The sequence below is a fragment of the Enterobacter asburiae genome (genome assembly GCF_007035645.1).
Taxonomy (GTDB): Bacteria; Pseudomonadota; Gammaproteobacteria; order Enterobacterales; family Enterobacteriaceae; genus Enterobacter; species Enterobacter asburiae_B.
In genome coordinates this window covers 2423578-2441975 of record NZ_AP019632.1, presented here as the reverse complement: position 1 = coordinate 2441975, position 18398 = coordinate 2423578, and the positions used below count along the sequence as shown (strand labels likewise).

17 protein-coding genes are annotated in these 18398 nt (G+C 55.7%); 8 read left to right on the top strand and 9 right to left on the bottom strand.

All coding sequences use genetic code 11. From position 1 onward, the window contains the following. Positions 1–17: 17 nt before the first annotated feature. Entirely contained in the window at positions 18–3173 is a 3156-nt protein-coding gene (gene oqxB, locus FOY96_RS11530; RefSeq protein WP_047061712.1) for a multidrug efflux RND transporter permease subunit OqxB, read from the top strand. Positions 3174–3270: 97 nt separating this feature from the next. Here oqxB and oqxR read toward each other — a convergent pair whose 3' ends face one another. From oqxR to FOY96_RS11515, 3 genes are all read right to left on the bottom strand, one after another. Next, positions 3271–3750, bottom strand: a complete 480-nt coding sequence (oqxR, locus tag FOY96_RS11525) for an efflux pump transcriptional repressor OqxR (protein WP_029739386.1) — start codon at positions 3748–3750, stop codon at positions 3271–3273. Between the two features lie 137 nt (positions 3751–3887). Beyond that, positions 3888–5276 carry a sensor histidine kinase gene (locus FOY96_RS11520; protein ID WP_143347090.1) on the bottom strand — a complete coding sequence of 463 codons (1389 nt, stop codon included), beginning with the start codon at positions 5274–5276 and terminating at the stop codon, positions 3888–3890. After that, the gene (locus FOY96_RS11515) at positions 5276–5953 is read right to left on the bottom strand and encodes a response regulator (RefSeq protein ID WP_047061714.1); all 678 of its coding nucleotides are present in this window, start codon (positions 5951–5953) and stop codon (positions 5276–5278) included. Before FOY96_RS11515 ends, FOY96_RS11520 begins: the two co-directional genes overlap by 1 nt. A gap of 203 nt (positions 5954–6156) precedes the next feature. Here FOY96_RS11515 and FOY96_RS11510 point away from each other — a divergent pair, with 203 nt between their 5' ends. Then, positions 6157–6993 (top strand): MipA/OmpV family protein, encoded by an 837-nt coding sequence (locus FOY96_RS11510; protein ID WP_143347089.1) that lies wholly within the window; start codon positions 6157–6159, stop codon positions 6991–6993. Positions 6994–7116: 123 nt separating this feature from the next. Here FOY96_RS11510 and FOY96_RS11505 read toward each other — a convergent pair whose 3' ends face one another. Then, a complete protein-coding gene (locus FOY96_RS11505) occupies positions 7117–7665 on the bottom strand; it encodes a hypothetical protein (RefSeq protein ID WP_232938167.1) in 549 nt (182 codons plus the stop codon). A 252-nt stretch (positions 7666–7917) separates the two neighbouring features. Between FOY96_RS11505 and FOY96_RS11500 the strand changes: the two genes are divergently transcribed. Further along, positions 7918–8343, top strand: a complete 426-nt coding sequence (locus FOY96_RS11500) for a VOC family protein (RefSeq protein WP_143347088.1) — start codon at positions 7918–7920, stop codon at positions 8341–8343. A 169-nt stretch (positions 8344–8512) separates the two neighbouring features. Next, positions 8513–10228, top strand: coding sequence for a SulP family inorganic anion transporter (locus tag FOY96_RS11495; protein ID WP_143347087.1), 1716 nt, complete (start codon positions 8513–8515; stop codon positions 10226–10228). Between the two features lie 39 nt (positions 10229–10267). Here FOY96_RS11495 and dmsD read toward each other — a convergent pair whose 3' ends face one another. From dmsD to FOY96_RS11480, 3 genes are all read right to left on the bottom strand, one after another. Beyond that, positions 10268–10882, bottom strand: coding sequence for a Tat proofreading chaperone DmsD (gene dmsD, locus FOY96_RS11490; RefSeq protein WP_143347086.1), 615 nt, complete (start codon positions 10880–10882; stop codon positions 10268–10270). Between the two features lie 93 nt (positions 10883–10975). Then, positions 10976–13414 (bottom strand): selenate/tellurate reductase subunit YnfE, encoded by a 2439-nt coding sequence (gene ynfE / locus FOY96_RS11485; protein WP_143347085.1) that lies wholly within the window; start codon positions 13412–13414, stop codon positions 10976–10978. A gap of 131 nt (positions 13415–13545) precedes the next feature. Then, positions 13546–13812: a DUF1161 domain-containing protein gene (locus FOY96_RS11480; RefSeq protein ID WP_048976916.1), complete on the bottom strand. Its 267-nt coding sequence runs from the start codon at positions 13810–13812 to the stop codon at positions 13546–13548. A gap of 104 nt (positions 13813–13916) precedes the next feature. Between FOY96_RS11480 and FOY96_RS11475 the strand changes: the two genes are divergently transcribed. Further along, positions 13917–14627, top strand: coding sequence for a YnfC family lipoprotein (locus tag FOY96_RS11475; RefSeq protein WP_033145401.1), 711 nt, complete (start codon positions 13917–13919; stop codon positions 14625–14627). 17 nt (positions 14628–14644) lie between these two features. Here the strand turns inward: FOY96_RS11475 and speG are convergent, their stop codons facing one another. Continuing rightward, positions 14645–15205, bottom strand: coding sequence for a spermidine N1-acetyltransferase (speG, locus tag FOY96_RS11470; protein WP_023311549.1), 561 nt, complete (start codon positions 15203–15205; stop codon positions 14645–14647). Further along, complete coding sequence (locus FOY96_RS11465) at positions 15205–15543, bottom strand: DUF1283 family protein (protein WP_023311550.1); 339 nt, start codon at positions 15541–15543, stop codon at positions 15205–15207. The genes speG and FOY96_RS11465 overlap by 1 nt, the downstream gene beginning before the upstream one ends. Before the next feature lie 152 nt (positions 15544–15695). Here FOY96_RS11465 and FOY96_RS11460 point away from each other — a divergent pair, with 152 nt between their 5' ends. From FOY96_RS11460 to FOY96_RS11450, 3 genes are all read left to right on the top strand, one after another. Next, complete coding sequence (locus tag FOY96_RS11460) at positions 15696–16022, top strand: YnfA family protein (protein WP_063418702.1); 327 nt, start codon at positions 15696–15698, stop codon at positions 16020–16022. A 110-nt stretch (positions 16023–16132) separates the two neighbouring features. After that, positions 16133–17347, top strand: coding sequence for a D-mannonate dehydratase ManD (gene manD / locus FOY96_RS11455; RefSeq protein ID WP_032657497.1), 1215 nt, complete (start codon positions 16133–16135; stop codon positions 17345–17347). A 14-nt stretch (positions 17348–17361) separates the two neighbouring features. Next, positions 17362–18381, top strand: a complete 1020-nt coding sequence (locus tag FOY96_RS11450; RefSeq protein WP_143347084.1) for a Zn-dependent oxidoreductase — start codon at positions 17362–17364, stop codon at positions 18379–18381. Positions 18382–18398 lie beyond the last annotated feature (17 nt).

Here is an 18398-nt window from a genome sequence, read left to right as displayed (position 1 = left end):
GACCTGAGAATCCATCCATGGACTTTTCCCGCTTTTTCATCGACAGGCCGATCTTTGCCGCGGTGCTGTCGATTCTGATTTTTATCACAGGGTTAATCGCCATTCCGCTCCTGCCGGTGAGCGAATATCCTGACGTCGTGCCGCCAAGCGTGCAGGTGCGCGCGGAGTACCCGGGCGCCAACCCGAAAGTGATTGCCGAGACGGTGGCGACGCCGCTGGAAGAGGCGATCAACGGCGTTGAGAACATGATGTACATGAAGTCCGTCGCGGGCTCCGACGGCGTGCTGGTCACCACCGTCACCTTCCGTCCGGGTACCGACCCGGATCAGGCGCAGGTGCAGGTGCAAAACCGCGTCGCGCAGGCCGAAGCGCGTCTGCCGGAAGACGTGCGGCGCCTGGGCATTACCACCCAGAAACAGTCCCCGACGCTGACGCTGGTTGTGCATCTGTTTTCGCCTAACGGTAAGTACGACTCCCTGTATATGCGTAACTACGCCACGCTGAAGGTGAAGGACGAGCTGGCGCGCCTGCCCGGCGTCGGCCAGATCCAGATTTTCGGCTCGGGTGAATACGCGATGCGCGTCTGGCTGGATCCCAACAAGGTGGCGGCCCGCGGGCTGACCGCGTCGGACGTGGTGACGGCGATGCAGGAGCAGAACGTGCAGGTGTCCGCCGGGCAGCTTGGCGCCGAGCCGCTGCCGAAAGAGAGCGATTTCCTGATCTCCATTAACGCCCAGGGGCGTCTGCATACCGAAGAAGAGTTCGGCAATATTGTCCTGAAAACGACGCAGGACGGTACGGTCGTCCGCCTGCGCGACGTGGCGCGTATCGAAATGGGGTCCGGCAGCTATGCGCTGCGTTCCCAACTGAACAATAAAGACGCGGTCGGGATTGGTATCTTCCAGTCGCCTGGGGCGAACGCCATTGATTTGTCTAACGCGGTGCGCGCGAAAATGGACGAACTGTCCACGCGCTTCCCGGCTGACATGAAGTGGGCGGCACCTTACGATCCGACCGTTTTCGTGCGCGATTCGATCCGTGCGGTGGTGCAAACGCTGCTGGAAGCGGTGGTGCTGGTGGTGCTGGTGGTGATCCTGTTCCTGCAAACCTGGCGCGCGTCGATCATTCCGCTGATCGCGGTGCCGGTTTCGGTGGTGGGTACCTTCAGCATTCTCTACCTGCTCGGCTTCTCGCTGAACACCCTGAGTTTGTTCGGGCTGGTGCTGGCCATCGGCATCGTGGTGGACGACGCCATCGTGGTGGTGGAAAACGTCGAGCGAAACATAGAAGAGGGGCTTGCTCCGCTTGCGGCGGCGCATCAGGCGATGCGCGAAGTGTCCGGGCCGATTATCGCGATTGCGCTGGTGCTGTGCGCGGTGTTTGTGCCGATGGCGTTTCTCTCGGGCGTTACCGGTCAGTTCTACAAGCAGTTTGCGGTGACGATCGCGATTTCCACGGTCATCTCCGCTATTAACTCGCTGACGCTCTCTCCGGCGCTGGCGGCACTGCTGTTAAAACCGCACGGCGCGCCGAAAGATTTCCCGACCCGGCTTATCGATCGTCTGTTCGGCTGGATTTTCCGTCCGTTTAACCGCTTTTTCCACCGCAGCTCGAACGGCTATCAGGGGCTGGTGGGCAAAACGCTGGGACGGCGCGGCTCGGTATTTGTGGTGTATCTGCTGCTGCTCTGTGCCGCTGGCGTGATGTTTAAAGCGGTGCCCGGCGGGTTTATTCCGACGCAGGATAAGCTGTACCTGATTGGCGGCGTGAAAATGCCGGAAGGTTCTTCGCTGGCGCGCACCGACGCGGTGATCCGCAAAATGAGCGAAATCGGGATGAATACCGAAGGGGTGGATTACGCGGTTGCGTTCCCGGGGCTGAACGCGCTGCAGTTTACCAATACGCCGAATACCGGGACGGTCTTCTTTGGCCTGAAGCCGTTCGACCAGCGCAAACATACTGCGGCGGAAATAAACGCGGAGATTAACGCGAAAATCGCGCAAATTCAGGAAGGCTTTGGCTTCTCCATTCTGCCGCCGCCGATTTTAGGGCTGGGTCAGGGGTCGGGCTATTCTCTGTACATCCAGGACCGAGGCGGTCTGGGGTATGGCGCGCTGCAAAACGCGGTGAACACCATGTCCGGCGCGATTATGCAGACCCCGGGAATGCACTTCCCGATCTCAACCTACCAGGCTAACGTTCCGCAGCTGGACGTGCAGGTCGACCGTGACAAGGCGAAAGCGCAGGGCGTGTCGCTGACCGATCTTTTCGGAACGCTGCAAACCTATCTGGGCTCGTCGTACGTGAATGACTTCAACCAGTTCGGCCGTACCTGGCGCGTGATGGCGCAGGCCGACGGGCAGTTCCGCGACAGCGTTGAAGATATTGCGAATTTACGCACCCGTAATAGTCAGGGCGAAATGGTGCCGATTGGCAGCATGGTGAAAATCACGACCACCTACGGGCCGGATCCGGTGATCCGCTACAATGGCTACCCGGCGGCGGATCTGATTGGCGATGCCGACCCGCGCGTGCTCTCGTCCTCGCAGGCGATGACGCAGCTGGACGCGATGTCTAAGCAGATCCTGCCAAACGGGATGAACATTGAATGGACGGACCTGAGCTTCCAGCAGGCGACGCAGGGCAACACGGCGCTGATCGTCTTCCCGGTCGCGGTGCTGCTGGCGTTCCTGGTCCTGGCGGCGCTGTATGAAAGCTGGACGCTGCCGCTGGCGGTGATCCTCATCGTGCCGATGACGATGCTCTCCGCGCTGTTTGGCGTCTGGCTGACCGGTGGCGATAACAACGTCTTCGTGCAGGTGGGGCTGGTGGTGCTGATGGGGCTGGCGTGTAAAAACGCGATTCTTATCGTGGAGTTTGCTCGCGAGCTGGAAATTCAGGGCAAAGGCATTATGGAAGCCGCGCTGGAGGCGTGCCGCCTGCGTTTACGTCCGATTGTGATGACCTCCATCGCCTTTATTGCCGGGACTATTCCGCTGATCCTCGGCCACGGCGCGGGCGCAGAAGTGCGCGGCGTCACCGGGATCACGGTCTTCTCCGGGATGCTGGGCGTGACGCTGTTTGGTCTATTCCTGACGCCGGTGTTTTACGTGACGCTGCGTAAATTCGTGACGCGCGGGAAAAAAGAGGAAAGGGACGTTCTGCCCGCATAGGAACGCTGCAGATAATAAAAAACCGCCTTCATTGTGAAGGCGGTTTTTTTACATCTGAATGTAGGCCGGGTTAGCGCAGCGCCACCCGGCAAGTTCGCTAAGACGTTTTTTGATACTGGGCAATAAGGTCCGGGAGGGGATCCCATCCGCTGCTATCGGCGTTTTTGACCGCTTCCAGGGCGCTGGCCACGGTATGGCGGGCCAGTACCGCTAACGAAGCCTCCTCGGCTTCTTCCGATATTGATTTGAAGTACCAGCAGGCGTTAGCGCTGACCACGCAGCGGGCCGGCACGTCAGGGCGCGACGCCCACAGCTTTTTATCTTCGATGACCGAAAGGTAGATGTCGCGCAGGGTGATCTCTTCCGGCGGGCGACCAAGATGAATTGAGCCGTTACGGCCAAGCGTTGAGACGATGATGCCGTCACGCGTCAGCGGAACCATCAATTTGCGGATGAAGCTCGGGTTCGCTTCCAGGCCGTAGGCCAGAATCGCACTCGTGGAACGTTCACCCAATTGCTCCGCCATCGCTACGCTGAGAACCATCTGCAAAGCTGTCGGGAAGCGGTAATCTAACATTTCTCTGTCCTGGGTTGCGGTGAATCTTGTTCTTTTTGGCACCGCAGAGGTGAATAAGCAATAAACAACAATATAACAAATACGGTAATTATTTTGAAGCAATCTGCGGCATTTGCGATCGAACTCCCTGTTCTGATTTAGCAAAACGTGCGGTTCGGGAAGTCAACCGTCACCATCAGGCCACCTTCAGCGGAAGTACTCAGGTTTACGCTGCTGTTGTGTTGCTGCGCCACCGCTTTAACGATGGCAAGCCCCAGCCCGCTCCCGCTTTGCACCTGATTGGGGTCGCGGAAAAAACGGTCGAACACGCGCTCGCGCAGTTCAACCGGAATACCGGGCCCTGCATCTGAAACGCGAAGCCGCGCGAAGCCATCTGCTATGCAGACATCGACCTGAATCCGCCCGCGCTCGGGACTGTACTTCACAGCGTTCTCAATGAGGTTATCAATAAGCGACACCAGGCGTTCCCTGACGCCGGGGATCCAGATGTCATCCTCGGCGAAGAATTCCAGCTCAATCCTGCGCGCAGACGCCAGCGGTTCCAGCTCGGCCATTCGCTCCTGAATAAGCGTCGTCAGCGGCACGGGCTCCCTGTCCGTATCAATCCGCGCTTCGCTGTGCATCATCAGCAGCAGCTGGTTGACGAGACGCGCTGCCCGACTGTTGCTGCGAATCACCCCCGCAAGCAGCTCCTGCTGACTCTCACTGATGACCCAGGACTGCAGCGCTTCCACGTTGATGCGCATCGCCGCGAGGGGCGTACGCAGCTCGTGCGCGGCATCCGCAATGAAAATACGTTCCCTTTCCGCGCTTTCACGCACCCTGGCAAGGAAGTCATTGATCGCATCCACCATCTGGCGAAGCTCCCTGTGTCCGGGAACGGCTTTTAAAGGGGAGAGATCGTCAGGCGTGCGTAGCGTAATTTCATTGACCACCTTGTTCCAGGGGCGCATCGCAATGCGGATTGACAGCCACGCGGGAAACAGAAGAAAAGGGAAGCAGACCAGCAGCGGCATGATGTAGTAGCCGCGCGAGTTCAGGTAGATAAAGAAGTTCCAGCCGCCGGCCGGGGTGAAAAGGGTAACCTCCACGTCGGAATGAGCGGATTTAAGGGTTCGGCTGGTCCAGGTACGACCATCGCTCTGAACACGCTGCATTTCCCCAAACCGGGTGTTGGTTACCCCCGTTGGCGCATCAGGCGATGAAAAAATAATCGCGTTATTTTTGCGCACGATGAAGTTGATTGACAGCGCGGGATCTTCGCCGCCGCCATAGCCCTCACGCAGCGCCTTGCTAAAGGCTTCCAGCACCGCGGTGCGATCCTGCGGGTGTTCGTCCATCCGCTCGACCAGGATAAAAAGGGTGTCGTAGGTATGACTGCCCGTAAGGATGGGAGGGCTGCGCAGGTCCTCCCACAGAATAAAGGTTAAAAATAGACACCACAGCAGGGTAAGCAGCAGCAACTGGGCGATAATAATTCGCCGTACCAGCGTTGGGCGTCTCAGGTGGTACCAGACGTTTTGCATTACCCGGACACCTTCTGGACTGAAACGGTATCAATGACATACCCGACGCCCCGCACCGTTCGCACATACCCGTCGCCGATTTTTCGCCGCAAATTTCCCATATGCACGTCGAGCGCATTGCTGAGGTTCTCTTTGTTACCGAATATCCGTTCTTCCAGAAACCGTCGCGTAATCACGCGGTCAGCGCGCAGCATCAGCGTTTCCAGCAGCGCATATTCACTCGCCGTCAGGTCTACGTGGCGCGCGCTCACCGTCACGCGGCGCGTCGGAACATGAAGCGATAGGCCCCGAATTTCTATCGCCTCATTCTCGAAACCGTAGCTGCGCCGCGCCAGGGCTCTCACCCGCGCCAGCAGCTCGGCGAGAATAAATGGCTTGACGAGATAGTCGTCCGCACCGGCATCCAGCCCGCTCAGCCGATCCTGCAGCGTGCCTCGCGCCGTCAGAATGATGACCGGGATCCCCTTGAGCTGCTGACGCAAACGCGCCATCAGGCTCATGCCGTCGCCGTCGGGCAGCCCCAGGTCGAGCAAAATAAGTTCCGGCACGCAGACGTCCAGCTGATGCAGCGCATCCTCTTTGCGGCGAACCCATATGACGTCAAACCCTTGATCGGAGAGGGCGATACGTACGCCGTTGCCGAGATCCAGGTCGTCTTCGATTAGTAGAATTTTCACACTGGTAACTGTATCAACCGTGAATGAAGAACTTCTTAAGAAAAAAACGGTATCAGGAAACCTGCCCGGATTACAGCACCGGCTCGCGCTTCAGTGTTTCTTCATGTTCGGCTCATAAGAACCTTAGGGTCGGTATTCAAAATGGGCGTTCTGGCGGTTAACCGCATGCATCGTCATCATTTGAATCCAGAAGGGCTTCTTTAATGAGAAACATCGAACTGCGTCATACGTTCCCCCATTTACTCCCGGGCCGCAGCCTGAAAAACATCGTGCCGGGCGTCGTTCTGGCGTTACTGGCCACGCCCGTACTGGCGGCAGAACAGAGCCAGGGTAACGTCTTAACCCTGGGGGGAGGCGTGGACGTCGCGCCGCGCTACTCGGGTTCAGATAAAACCCGCGTTTCCGCAGCTCAGGTGGTGGAGTACGCCATGGCAAACGGCTTCTTTATCGGCACCACGCGAGGGATCGGTTACGGCAACAACTTTGGCAATCTTGATTACAGCGCCGCGCTGAGCTATCGAGTTGGGCGTAAAGATAAAGACGTGAGCAGCGATTCGATCAGTTCCGGCAGCGACGAGCTGCGGGGAATGGGCGAGATAAAAGGCTCGGCAATCGTTGTGCCAGGGCTTGAGTACAGGGTGACCGACTGGCTTCACCTGCAGCTGCAGGCAGAGGTTCCGGTTTCTGAGAGGGACAACGGTGAAGCGGTGCATTTCGGCATTTCCAGCCCGTTCTATACCTCACCAAAAAATGAGGTGACGCTGGCGCTGACCGGCAGCTGGGGATCCGACAAGTACATGCAGACCTACTACGGGGTCAGCGCCGCTCAGTCGAGCGCATCGGGCTTTGCCCGACATGACGCCGGGGCGGGGATTTATGGCTACTCGATGAATCTTGACTGGACCCACAGGCTCACCTCGCGCTGGAGCGTGCTTGCCTCAGCGGGCGTTATGCAACTGACGGGTGATGCGGGTGATAGCCCCATTGTGCAACGCAAAACGTCGCCCACGGGGAGTTTGAAGGTGACGTACAGTTTTTGATTGTGGGCCGCGGTGGCTTAACGTTTTGAGCACGCACTTGCGGTAATTAAAGCCGCTCCGGTTGAGATGGCGGGGCGGTTCCCTTTGCAGACAGTTAGAGCACTGCACACGAGGTTGACGGATTTATCTAAAGCTCCATTGTGCCGTAATGACAAACACGGAAGGTATGATAATACCCACATCCATTCCAAAATAAGATGTAAAATTATACTGGAACCCATGATATATATAGGGCGAAAATCCTATCCCTGTTGCTTTTTTAAAATCATGGTATGAACCATGGTCACCACAATCATCGAAAGTATCAAAGAAAAATTCACCTACATATCCATAGATTCCTTTAAAAACCCAACCGTTATCCCATCCAGCCCAGTCTCTTCTTACGCCGGCTGCCAGGCATCTGTCATTAAAGCTGTTTTTCATTGTCCCTAGCACAAGACTGTATTTCGACGTATCCGAGAATTTCCTCTCCACGGATATGAACTTATTTTCAAAGTTTTCCGTGTATTGTCCTCGATTATGGGTCAGATGATAAACGTATGAGCCGGTGTTTATTGAATACAGATTTATTTCATCTGCAGAGCAATGCAACGTAAAAAGATAAAAACTTCCGCACCACAGCCATGTGGGGCATCTTTTCCGAACTGTCTGCTTATGTGGAATATTATCCATATTCGCTCACTTTGGCTAACGTACTGAAATTATAAGGACTGTTTTCGGTCTTCAGCTGGATAAATTTTAGCATACATACCAAAACTCGAGATATTCACGTCACGGATTGGGGGCTAAAATTACATAGAACATGTTCTGCGAACCCTTACCCCACGCGCTTACAGGAGTGAAAATCAGCCTTTTGCCGCCGCTAAAATCATAGCCTCTGAGGTATAATCGCTGTTCAGAAAACGGCAAAGAGGATGTGACAAGATGCTGACTTATATCACTATAGGTACAAATGATCTTCAGCGCGCCGCGGCGTTTTATGACGCGATTTTTAACGTGCTTGGCTATTCACGCTTGCCTGCCTGGACCAAGGACTGGGCAATGTGGGGAGATGAAAATAATCCAGATGAGGGGTTTAGCTTCTGTATTTGTCCTCCCTTTGACCGACAACCCGCAACGGCGGGAAACGGGACAATGTTCGCATTCCGAGCAGCTAACGCGGAGCTTGTCAGACGTTTCCATGCAGCAGGCCTTCTTGCGGGAGGGAAGAGTGAAGGCATGCCAGGGACACGAACCGCGTACGGCCCCGATTTTTATGTTGCCTATCTGCGCGATCCTGACGGGCATAAGCTGGCATGCGTTTGTCAGCATTATTCTCCTGAAGCCGATACGTTCCCGGACGAAGAATAGTCACAAGCGGTCGTTTTTGAACTATGTTTAACACCAGTCAGAATAATAAATAGTTCAACTGTTATTAGATTCTGAACAGTGGCGCCTTAATCCGGAGCATTTGAAAACCAGAACCTCACTGAGAAGTGTGCCAGCATGACGTGGCTAATATCCCTATCCGGAGAACAACGTGTTCGGAAAACAATTGCTAAACTTCATGCCAGGTTTACAAACTTTGTTAGCCTACGATAAAAGCTGGCTAAAACATGATATTAAAGCCGGGTTATCCGTTGCGGCTGTCGCGCTACCCGTGGCTATTGCTTATGCTGAATTGGCGGGTGTTGGGGCAATAGTGGGGCTCTATTCCTGCGTTTTACCGATGATAGCGTATGCACTCTTTGGTTCTTCACGTCAGCTTATTGTGGGCCCTGATGCCACGACCTGCGCGGTGATCGCGGCCGTCGTGTTTCCTCTTTCTGCAGGTAATTCCGAACTGCACTGGCAGCTGACCATTATCATGACGTTGATGATGGGCGGGTGGTGCCTGCTTGCCAGTAAATTTCGTTTGGGCGCACTTGCCGATTTACTTTCTCATCCCATCCTCACGGGGTTGCTTAATGGCGTTGCCGTGACGATTATTGTCGGGCAATTAGGCAAGGTGTTGGGGATAAAACTCGACGAAGCGCAGGTAATTGAGAAAATAATGGCCTTGCCAGGCCGTCTTTCCGACAGCCATTTATTAACCGTTGGCATATCGCTTTTGACGTTAATTATTTTAATGGCGATCAAAACGTATCGCAGCCACTGGCCAGCACCGTTGATTGCCATTGTGATGACAACGCTACTGGTATGGGCGACATCTGCGCAACAGTACGGTATTGCCACTATTGGGGGTGAAGGCTTCCAGCCTGGTTTACCCGTCGTTAACTGGGGCGCGTTCCAGCCCGGTCCGATGCGTGATTTAGTGATCCCGGCACTGAACCTGGCGTTGGTCAGTTTTGTCAGCCTGATGCTGACCGCCCGCAGTTTCGCCGCGAAAAATGGCTATGAAATTAATGCTGATGCAGAGTTCAGAGCGCTGGGTATTGCGAACATTATGTCTGGGTTATCTCAGGGGTTTGCTATCAGTGGAGCCGATTCCCGGACAGCGGTTAATGATTCAGTGGGTGGGAAAAGCCAGCTGGTTTCCATCGTCGCAGCCTTACTCATCGGTATCGTGGTGGTGTTTTTCACTCAGCCATTACAATTTATTCCGGTATCTGCATTAGGAATTGTTCTGATGTACGCATCCTGGTCATTAATTGATCTGCGCGGGTTATGGAATCTGAGGCGAAGAAATAAACAGGCATTTCGCCTGGCCTTTTTCACGTTTGGCTGTGTGTTAATTATCGGCGTTATCCAGGGGATCGGCCTTGCGGTGTTGCTTGGCCTGTTACAGTTCCTGCGTACGGTGTTTCGTCCCTCTGAGCACTTACTGGGAACCGACGAAGATGGAATGATTCACTCGTTAGGGAATACAACCGATATTAAAATGGTCCCGGGCGTGCTGATGTATCGATTTAACTCCCCGTTGACCTATTTTAACGTGGCTTATTTTAAACGTCGGGTATTGAACCTGGTTGATGGTGCAGCAGTACAGCCTAAATGGGTGGTCATTGATGCCGTTGCATGCTTCACCTATTCAGATATCAGCGTTCTGGCAACCATAAATGAGTTAAAGCGCGATCTGAAAGGTCGAGAGATTACGTTAATCCTTGCGGGCAGAAAAACGGAATTAACGCGCTGGTTTAAAGATAGCCGGCCAACGATGAATGATGATGACATGATTCTGGCGCCAGACCTCTATCTGGCACTTCGGTTCATTCAAAGCAAAGAGAGTGCGAGTGAATCAGGTGGCGAGGTATAAGCTAAAGGCTTGCCCGCCAACCGCGAGCAAGCCACACCCTTAGCGATACAGCGTTTTTTCCGCAACCGGAATAAGCAGACCGGATCGCCAGTCCGCGAGCGTCAGCTGCGCAAGCCTGCCCAGCGCGGCATAAAACGGATGCCCGGCGTTGTCGACAAACACCGACAGGAAGCGGGTGCTCCACGGCAGCAGGTGCCACGCCAGAAGCTGAGCGCACTCTGCTTCGCGGCCATTCTCGGCCAGCCACGCCGCCAGCAGCAGCAACGTACCGAAATGATCTTCCGGCTCATTCTGCTGCATCTCAAACGCGATATTGTTCTCCCGCATCCACTGGCGCAGCGCGAGGGTCGAGTCGCCAAACAATACGGATTCACGGTCCAGCCAGACGGAACTCCACGGCGGAGCGGGCAGGGCATACGGACCAATAAACAGCCGTTGCCAGGCGTCCGCCAGCGACTCATCGGAAGATGAAGCAAACGTATCGGCAACGGGCTGCAGCGTTTCCGTAGGCAGGGGCCAGTCCTGAACCCATTCGCCAGCGGTGAGCGCTTTCACCAGCGGCGCGGCCTGCTCGCTGTCGGGAGCGAAATAAAACAGCGCGCCCAGCACCCGGGCGCTGAACGCGAACGATTCACGATGTGAGACGTCTTTCATTAAACTTTCCTTGCTCGCGCGGATGACGCCCGCGCGACTGTGTTAACCGATAATAGTGACCACAGAATAAACCAGGGTCTCGCGTTTCACCCTCTACACCTTCTCAATCTGCACCAGATTGGTGTGCTGCGGGTTGCCTTTTGCCAGCGGAGAAGGTCGATGGGTCGTCAGCGTGTTGATGCATGAACCGTGATCGATACGATCGCCATTCATATTGGCATCATGCCACGCTCCCTGGCCCATGGCGCTCACGCCGGGCATGATGCGTGGCGTGACTTTCGCTTCAATTCGCACCTCGCCGCGATCGTTAAATACGCGCACCGTATCGCCGTTCTTAATGCCGCGTTTTGCTGCATCGACAGGATTAAGCCACACCTCCTGGCGACAGGCCGCTTTCAGCACGTCGACGTTACCGTAGCTCGAGTGGGTACGGGCCTTGAAGTGGAAGCCGAACAGCTGCAGCGGGAACTGCGCGCGCTCGGGCGCATCCCAGCCGTCAAAGGTCGACGCGTAGACGGGCAGAGGGCTGATGGTCTCATCTTTGGCCAGCTCCCAGGTAGCCGCAATCTCCGCCAGCTTGCTGGAGTAAATCTCAATCTTGCCCGATGGCGTTTTCAGCGGATTGGCTTCCGGGTTCTCGCGGAATTTTTTATAGGCCACAAAGTGTCCGTTCGGATCGTTGCGCTTATAAATGCCCATTTTTTTCAGCTCGTCATAGGACGGAAGCTTAGGGTCTTTCTCGAGCATTTTGGCATACAGGAACTGCAACCATTGTTCCTGCGTGCGTCCTTCGGTGAATTTCTGAAGGATATCCGGCCCGAGGCGTTTCGCCACTTCGCTCATCATCCAGTAGATCGGCTTACGCTCGAACTTCGGCGCGGTCACGGGCTGGAGGAAAATCAGGTAGCCCATGTTACCGGCATAATCGTTAGGAATAATGTCTTCCTGCTCGACGGTCATCAGGTCCGGCAACACGATATCGGCGTACTTCGCTGACGAGGTCATGAAGTTGTCGATGACGACAATCATTTCGCACTTGCTTTCGTCCTGCAGGATCTCGTGGGTTTTATTGATATCGGAGTGCTGGTTGATGATGGTGTTGCCCGCATAGTTCCAGATGAACTTAATCGGCACGTCCAGCTTATCCTTACCACGCACGCCGTCGCGTAAGGCGGTCATCTCCGGCCCGCGGGCGATGGCGTCCGTCCAGCTGAAGCAGGAGATTTGCGTTTTGACCGGGTTATCCGGTATCGGCATACGTTCGATGGTAATGGTGTAGGTCGACTCGCGCGCGCCGCTGTTACCGCCGTTGATGCCGACGTTTCCGGTGAGGATTGGCAGCATGGCGATGGCGCGGGACGTCAGCTCGCCGTTCGCCTGGCGCTGTGGTCCCCAGCCCTGGCAGATATAGGCCGGTTTCGCGGAGCCGATTTCACGAGCAAGCTTGATGATGCGATCCGCAGGAATGCCGGTGATGCGTGAGGCCCACTCCGGCGTTTTCGCCGTGTTGTCATCGCCCTGGCCGAGAATGTATGCTTTGTAGTGGCCGTTAGCGGGCGCGCCTTCCGGCAGCGTTTTTTCGTCATAGCCCACGCAGTATTTATCCAGAAACGGCTGGTCGACCAGGTTTTCGTCGATCAATACCCACGCGATTCCCGCCACCAGCGCGGCATCGGTACCCGGACGGATCGGGATCCATTCATCTTCGCGTCCGGCTGCCGTATCGGTATAGCGCGGGTCGATAACGATCATGCGCGCATTGGATCGCTCGCGGGCCTGCTCCAGATAATAGGTAATCCCGCCGCCGCTCATGCGGGTTTCCGCCGGGTTATTGCCGAACATCACCACCAGTTTGCTGTTTTCAATATCCGAGGTGCTGTTGCCATCGTTGCTGCCGTAGGTGTAGGGCATCGCGCAGGCGATTTGCGCCGTACTGTAGGTGCCGTAGTGGCTCAGGAAACCGCCGTAGCAGTTCATCAGGCGCGCCACCAGCGAAGCGTAAGGGGAGGAGCGGGTGATATTGCCGCCGACAATCCCGGAGGAGTAGTTGATATACACCGCTTCGTTGCCGTATTTGCTGACCACGTTTTTAAGGCTGGCGGTGATGGCGTCCAGCGCTTCATCCCATGTGATGCGCTCGAACTTGCCTTCACCGCGTTTGCCCACGCGTTTCATCGGGTAGTTGAGACGGTCAGGATGATTGATTCGACGGCGAATTGAACGTCCGCGCAGGCAGGCGCGCACCTGATGGTTACCGTAAATATCCTCGCCGGTGTTATCGGTTTCGACCCAGTACACTTCGTCGTCGCGGACGTGCAGACGCAGCGCGCAGCGGCTGCCGCAGTTGACCGAGCAGGCGCCCCACACCACTTTATCTCCAGAAGGCTGGACGGCGTTCTTCACCGCCGCGGCGGCGCTTTTTAAGCCGAAAGGAAGCGAGATCCCGCCGGCGGCCAGCGCCAGAGACCCTATTGCCGTGGATTTCACGAGAGTTCGACGGCTAATTCCGCCGTGATGTTCAGTATCGGACATGGCTCACCCCATCATTATAATTACGTATTATTTTTCCCGAAATGATAACCGGGCTAATGATGGGGTGAGTGTTACTGATTTGGGGGTATTAAATCTTAATCCTCATCAAATCAAAGGGGATTGAGGGTAAATTACTGCGCTTCAGCAGCCCCGCTGCCTGTACGGGTGTACAAAATTTTAAAGGTGTCGTTGGCGCAGTGGCCTACCACCTGAGTGCCCGCCTGGTCAGCCTGATCGTTCGGCACAATGCTCAGCGTAAAACCTGATTCAGGCACGCCGTTGTTGATAATTTTCTGCTGAATGTCGCTTTTCACGCGCTCGCAGGAATCCGGTGCCGCTAGCGCGGCCGTTGAGGCACTCATTAACAGCAGGGCGGTAATCCAGGGTAACCGTTTCATCTATAGCTCCTTTTCTCTGTGTAGAGATTAATTTTAGCAGGCTTCGTGTAAACAACTGTATTTGCTAATATGATTGGGAATAATCTCCCTGTACGGTAATAAATGTGAAGAAATACGCAGCGATAACGCTACTGGCAGCAACACTGGTGGGGTGCGACAACAGCTCCGCGCCGCTGTCGTTTACGCCCGAGATGGCGAGTTTCTCGAACGAATTTGATTTTGATCCGCTGCGCGGCCCGGTGAAAGACTTCACCCAGACGCTGCTCAACGAGAAGGGCGAAGTGTCCAAACGGGTGACCGGCACCGTGTCGGCGGAAGGGTGTTTCGATACCCTGGAACTGCACGACCTGGAGGCCAATACCGGCGTGGCGCTGGTGCTGGATGCCAATTACTACCTTGATGCGGAAACCCAGCAGCGAAAAGTGAAGCTGCAGGGGAAATGCCAGCTGGCCGAACTGCCGTCAGCCGGAATAACGTGGGATACCGACGACAACGGTTTTGTGGTGGCGGCGCACGGCAAAGAGATGGAAGTGAAGTATCGCTACGATGCGGATGGCTACCCGCTGGGCAAAACCACCGTCTCGGGGGATCAGCATCTGTCCGTCCAGTCGACGCCGTCTAAAGACGTTCGCAAAAGAATGGATTACTCGGCAGTGAGCATGTTGAATGATAAGCCGCTGGGCAACGTGAAGCAGAGCTGCGACTACGATCGACACAATAATCCGGTGAGCTGCGATCTGACGATCACGGACGATAGCGTCAAACCTGCCGTTGAGCACAAATACACCATCAAAAACACGATTGAATACTACTGAGAATAAAACCGCGCAGGTTACTGCGCGGTCGGTTTCAGCAGGCTGGCGCCTGACGGCTTGTGCCCGGCAAGATGCTGATGCTGGAAGATGCACATGCGAATGGTATTGCGGTATTCGCCGTTGATAAAGAACTCGTGAATCAGCTCGCCTTCCACCATAAAGCCCAGCTTGCGGTAGATATGGATCGCTTTCTCGTTCTCTTTATCCACAATCAGGTAAAGCTTGTAGAGATTCAGAACGTTGAACCCGTAATCCATTGCCAGCTTCGCTGCCCGTGAGGCAAGGCCTTTTCCCTGATGCTCAGGGGAAATAATGATCTGAAACTCCGCCCGACGGTGAACATGGTTGATTTCAACCAGCTCCACAAGACCGGCTTTTTCGCCTTCACACTCCACCACAAAACGACGTTCACTCTGATCGTGAATGTGCTTATCGTAGAGATCGGACAGCTCAACAAAGGCCTCGTACGGCTCTTCGAACCAGTAGCGCATTACGCTGGCGTTATTGTCCAGCTGGTGGACGAAGCGCAGGTCTTCGCGCTCCAGCGGGCGAAGCTTAACGTCGCAGGGCGCCGACATTACGGGGCTACCGTACGGCCAGTGCGGCGATCCAGGCAGCGCAGGGTGTTTGGCTCCCAGTAGGCGTTGACGTTTGCACTTTGCTGACACTTATCGCGCGCGTCAAAAGCGACATCTTCTTTATCCCACTCTTTCTCAGCACGTTTGTTGACCTTGTGGCGAAGGCTGCGGGTGTCATTCCATTGTTCTTTGTCCATAGCGGCGTTCTGGCGGCTTTGCGCGCTGTCACCAGACTCAATAATGAGCTTGCTGGTTTCCGCTGTCGCAGAGGCGGCAAAGGCGAACGATGACAGCGCCAGCAGGGCTGTCAGACAAAGGCGTTTGCTTAATGTGGTCATAGCGTTTCCTTTTAAACGGGTGCAGATAATCAAGTTACCCCGAACAGATTCTACACCAAAGCGAAAAGACGTCATACCCGCGGTGCAAGTATGGAAAAGTAAAGGATATCATCAGGTATGATGTCTAAATAAATCCTCACCTGACGTGAAATATGCTCAAAACGACGCTGCTTTTTTTTGCCACCGCGCTATGCGAAATCATCGGCTGCTTCCTGCCATGGCTCTGGCTGAAGAAGGGGGGATCCGTATTGCTTCTCATCCCGGCAAGCGTCGCGCTGGCTCTGTTTGTCTGGCTGTTAACGCTGCATCCTGCTGCCAGCGGCCGCGTCTACGCCGCTTACGGTGGTGTCTATATCTGTACCGCGCTGCTGTGGCTACGCGTGGTGGACGGCGTCAAGCTCAGCGCGTACGACTGGGCCGGCGCGCTGATTGCCCTGTGCGGCATGCTGATTATTGTGGCGGGATGGGGGCGGGCCTGAGCCCCCGGTTTTGTGATCGTTAGCGGATTTTATGATCATTATACTTGTATGGTAGTCTGGTTAGTGGGTAAGTTTCCAGCATCACAACGAATGATGTAAGGAAAGGAAATATGAAGATTGTCGCGGCTGACGTGTTTGTTACCTGCCCGGGGCGAAACTTTGTCACCCTTAAAATCACCACCGACGAGGGGATTGTCGGCCTCGGTGACGCTACGCTAAACGGGCGTGAACTCTCCGTGGCTTCCTACCTGAAAGACCATCTCTGCCCGCAGCTGATTGGCCGCGATGCGCACCGCATCGAAGACATCTGGCAGTTCTTCTATAAGGGCGCCTACTGGCGTCGCGGCCCGGTCACCATGTCGGCCATCTCAGCCGTGGACATGGCGCTGTGGGACATCAAAGCCAAAGCGGCCAACATGCCGCTCTACCAGCTGCTGGGCGGCGCATCCCGCGAAGGCGTGATGGTTTACTGCCACACGACCGGTCACACCATTGACGACGTGCTGGAAGATTACGCCCGTCATAAAGAGATGGGCTTCAAGGCGATCCGCGTGCAGTGCGGGGTGCCGGGCATGAAAACCACCTACGGCATGGCCAAAGGGAAGGGGCTGGCCTACGAGCCTGCGACCAAAGGCGACTGGCCGGAAGAGCAGCTCTGGTCCACCGAAAAATACCTCGATTTCACACCAAAGCTGTTCGACGCGGTGCGCAGTAAATTCGGCTTCAATGAACATCTTCTGCATGACATGCACCACCGCCTGACGCCAATCGAAGCGGCGCGCTTCGGCAAGAGCATTGAAGAATTCCGCATGTTCTGGATGGAAGATCCAACGCCTGCGGAAAACCAGGCCTGCTTCCGCCTCATTCGCCAGCACACCGTCACGCCAATTGCCGTGGGCGAAGTGTTTAACAGCATCTGGGACTGCAAGCAGCTCATCGAAGAGCAGCTCATCGACTATATCCGCACCACCATTACCCACGCGGGCGGGATCACCGGGATGCGTCGCATCGCGGACTTCGCCTCGCTCTATCAGGTGCGAACCGGCTCGCACGGCCCGTCGGATCTCTCGCCGGTATGCCACGCCGCCGCGCTGCATTTCGACCTGTGGGTGCCAAACTTTGGCGTCCAGGAATATATGGGCTATTCCGAACAGATGCTGGAAGTCTTCCCGCACAGCTGGCGTTTTGATAACGGCTATATGCATCCGGGCGACAGGCCGGGGCTGGGCATCGAGTTTGATGAAAAGCTGGCGGCGAAATACCCCTACGATCCGGCCTATCTGCCGGTGGCCCGTCTTGAGGACGGCACGCTGTGGAACTGGTAAACGAGGAGCGAACGATGAAAAGCGTAGTGATTCAACAGCCGAACGAACTGGTGATTGAAGAGCGGCCACTCCCGGCGCCAGGTGCAGGTGAAGTTCGCGTCAAAATCACGCTGGCGGGGATCTGCGGCTCGGACAGCCACATCTATCGCGGCCATAACCCGTTTGCGAAATATCCACGCACGATCGGCCACGAGTTTTTTGGCGTGATTGACGCCGTAGGCGAGGGTGTCGACAGTGCCCGTCTGGGCCAGCGCGTCTCGGTCGATCCGGTGATCAGCTGCGGACATTGCTATCCGTGTTCCGTCGGAAAACCGAACGTCTGCACCTCGCTGGTGGTGCTGGGCGTACACCGCGACGGGGGCTTCAGTGAATACGCGGCGGTACCCGCTAAAAATGCCTGGCCTATTCCGGATGACATTCCTGATAAACACGCCGTCATGGTGGAGCCTTTCACCATCGCCGCCAACGTGACGGGGCAGGCCAACCCCATCGAGCAGGACGTCGCGCTGGTTTACGGCGCAGGGCCGATGGGGCTGGTCACCGTGCAGGCGCTGAAGGGCGTCTATAAGGTGAAGCAGGTTATCGTGGTTGATCGCATCGACGAACGCCTGAAAATGGCCCAGCGCAGCGGCGCGGACTGGGTGTTGAATAACGGCGAGCAGTCGCTGCAGGCCGCGCTGGACGAACGGGGCATCAAACCAACGTTAATCATTGATGCCGCCTGTCATCCGTCGATATTGCAGGAGGCGATTACCCTGGCCTCTCCGGCGGCGCGTATCGTGCTGATGGGCTTCTCCAGCGAGCCGAGCCATATTGTCCAGCAGGGCATCACCGGCAAAGAGCTGGCGATCTTCTCCTCGCGCCTCAATGCCAACAAATTCCCGGTCGTCATCGACTGGCTGAAAAAAGGGCTGATCGACCCGGAAAAACTGATCACTCATGCCTTTGACTATCACCATGTAACAGACGCCATTGAACTGTTTGAGAAAGACCAGCGGCAGTGCTGCAAAGTCTTGCTCACGTTCGGGCAATAATCCTTTACGCGGTTAAG

Bases quoted from the DNA above. Each gene is read 5' to 3' on its own strand.
- FOY96_RS11505 (WP_232938167.1), bottom strand. From the start codon at position 7,665: ATGGATAATATTCCACATAAGCAGACAGTTCGGAAAAGATGCCCCACA.
- FOY96_RS11465 (WP_023311550.1), bottom strand. From the start codon at position 15,543: ATGACCACATTAAGCAAACGCCTTTGTCTGACAGCCCTGCTGGCGCTG.
- FOY96_RS11480 (WP_048976916.1), bottom strand. From the start codon at position 13,812: ATGAAACGGTTACCCTGGATTACCGCCCTGCTGTTAATGAGTGCCTCA.
- FOY96_RS11500 (WP_143347088.1), top strand. From the start codon at position 7,918: ATGCTGACTTATATCACTATAGGTACAAATGATCTTCAGCGCGCCGCG.
- oqxR (WP_029739386.1), bottom strand. From the start codon at position 3,750: ATGTTAGATTACCGCTTCCCGACAGCTTTGCAGATGGTTCTCAGCGTA.
- FOY96_RS11520 (WP_143347090.1), bottom strand. From the start codon at position 5,276: ATGCAAAACGTCTGGTACCACCTGAGACGCCCAACGCTGGTACGGCGA.
- oqxB (WP_047061712.1), top strand. From the start codon at position 18: ATGGACTTTTCCCGCTTTTTCATCGACAGGCCGATCTTTGCCGCGGTG.
- dmsD (WP_143347086.1), bottom strand. From the start codon at position 10,882: ATGAAAGACGTCTCACATCGTGAATCGTTCGCGTTCAGCGCCCGGGTG.
- FOY96_RS11450 (WP_143347084.1), top strand. From the start codon at position 17,362: ATGAAAAGCGTAGTGATTCAACAGCCGAACGAACTGGTGATTGAAGAG.
- manD (WP_032657497.1), top strand. From the start codon at position 16,133: ATGAAGATTGTCGCGGCTGACGTGTTTGTTACCTGCCCGGGGCGAAAC.
- FOY96_RS11510 (WP_143347089.1), top strand. From the start codon at position 6,157: ATGAGAAACATCGAACTGCGTCATACGTTCCCCCATTTACTCCCGGGC.
- ynfE (WP_143347085.1), bottom strand. From the start codon at position 13,414: ATGTCCGATACTGAACATCACGGCGGAATTAGCCGTCGAACTCTCGTG.
- FOY96_RS11460 (WP_063418702.1), top strand. From the start codon at position 15,696: ATGCTCAAAACGACGCTGCTTTTTTTTGCCACCGCGCTATGCGAAATC.
- speG (WP_023311549.1), bottom strand. From the start codon at position 15,205: ATGTCGGCGCCCTGCGACGTTAAGCTTCGCCCGCTGGAGCGCGAAGAC.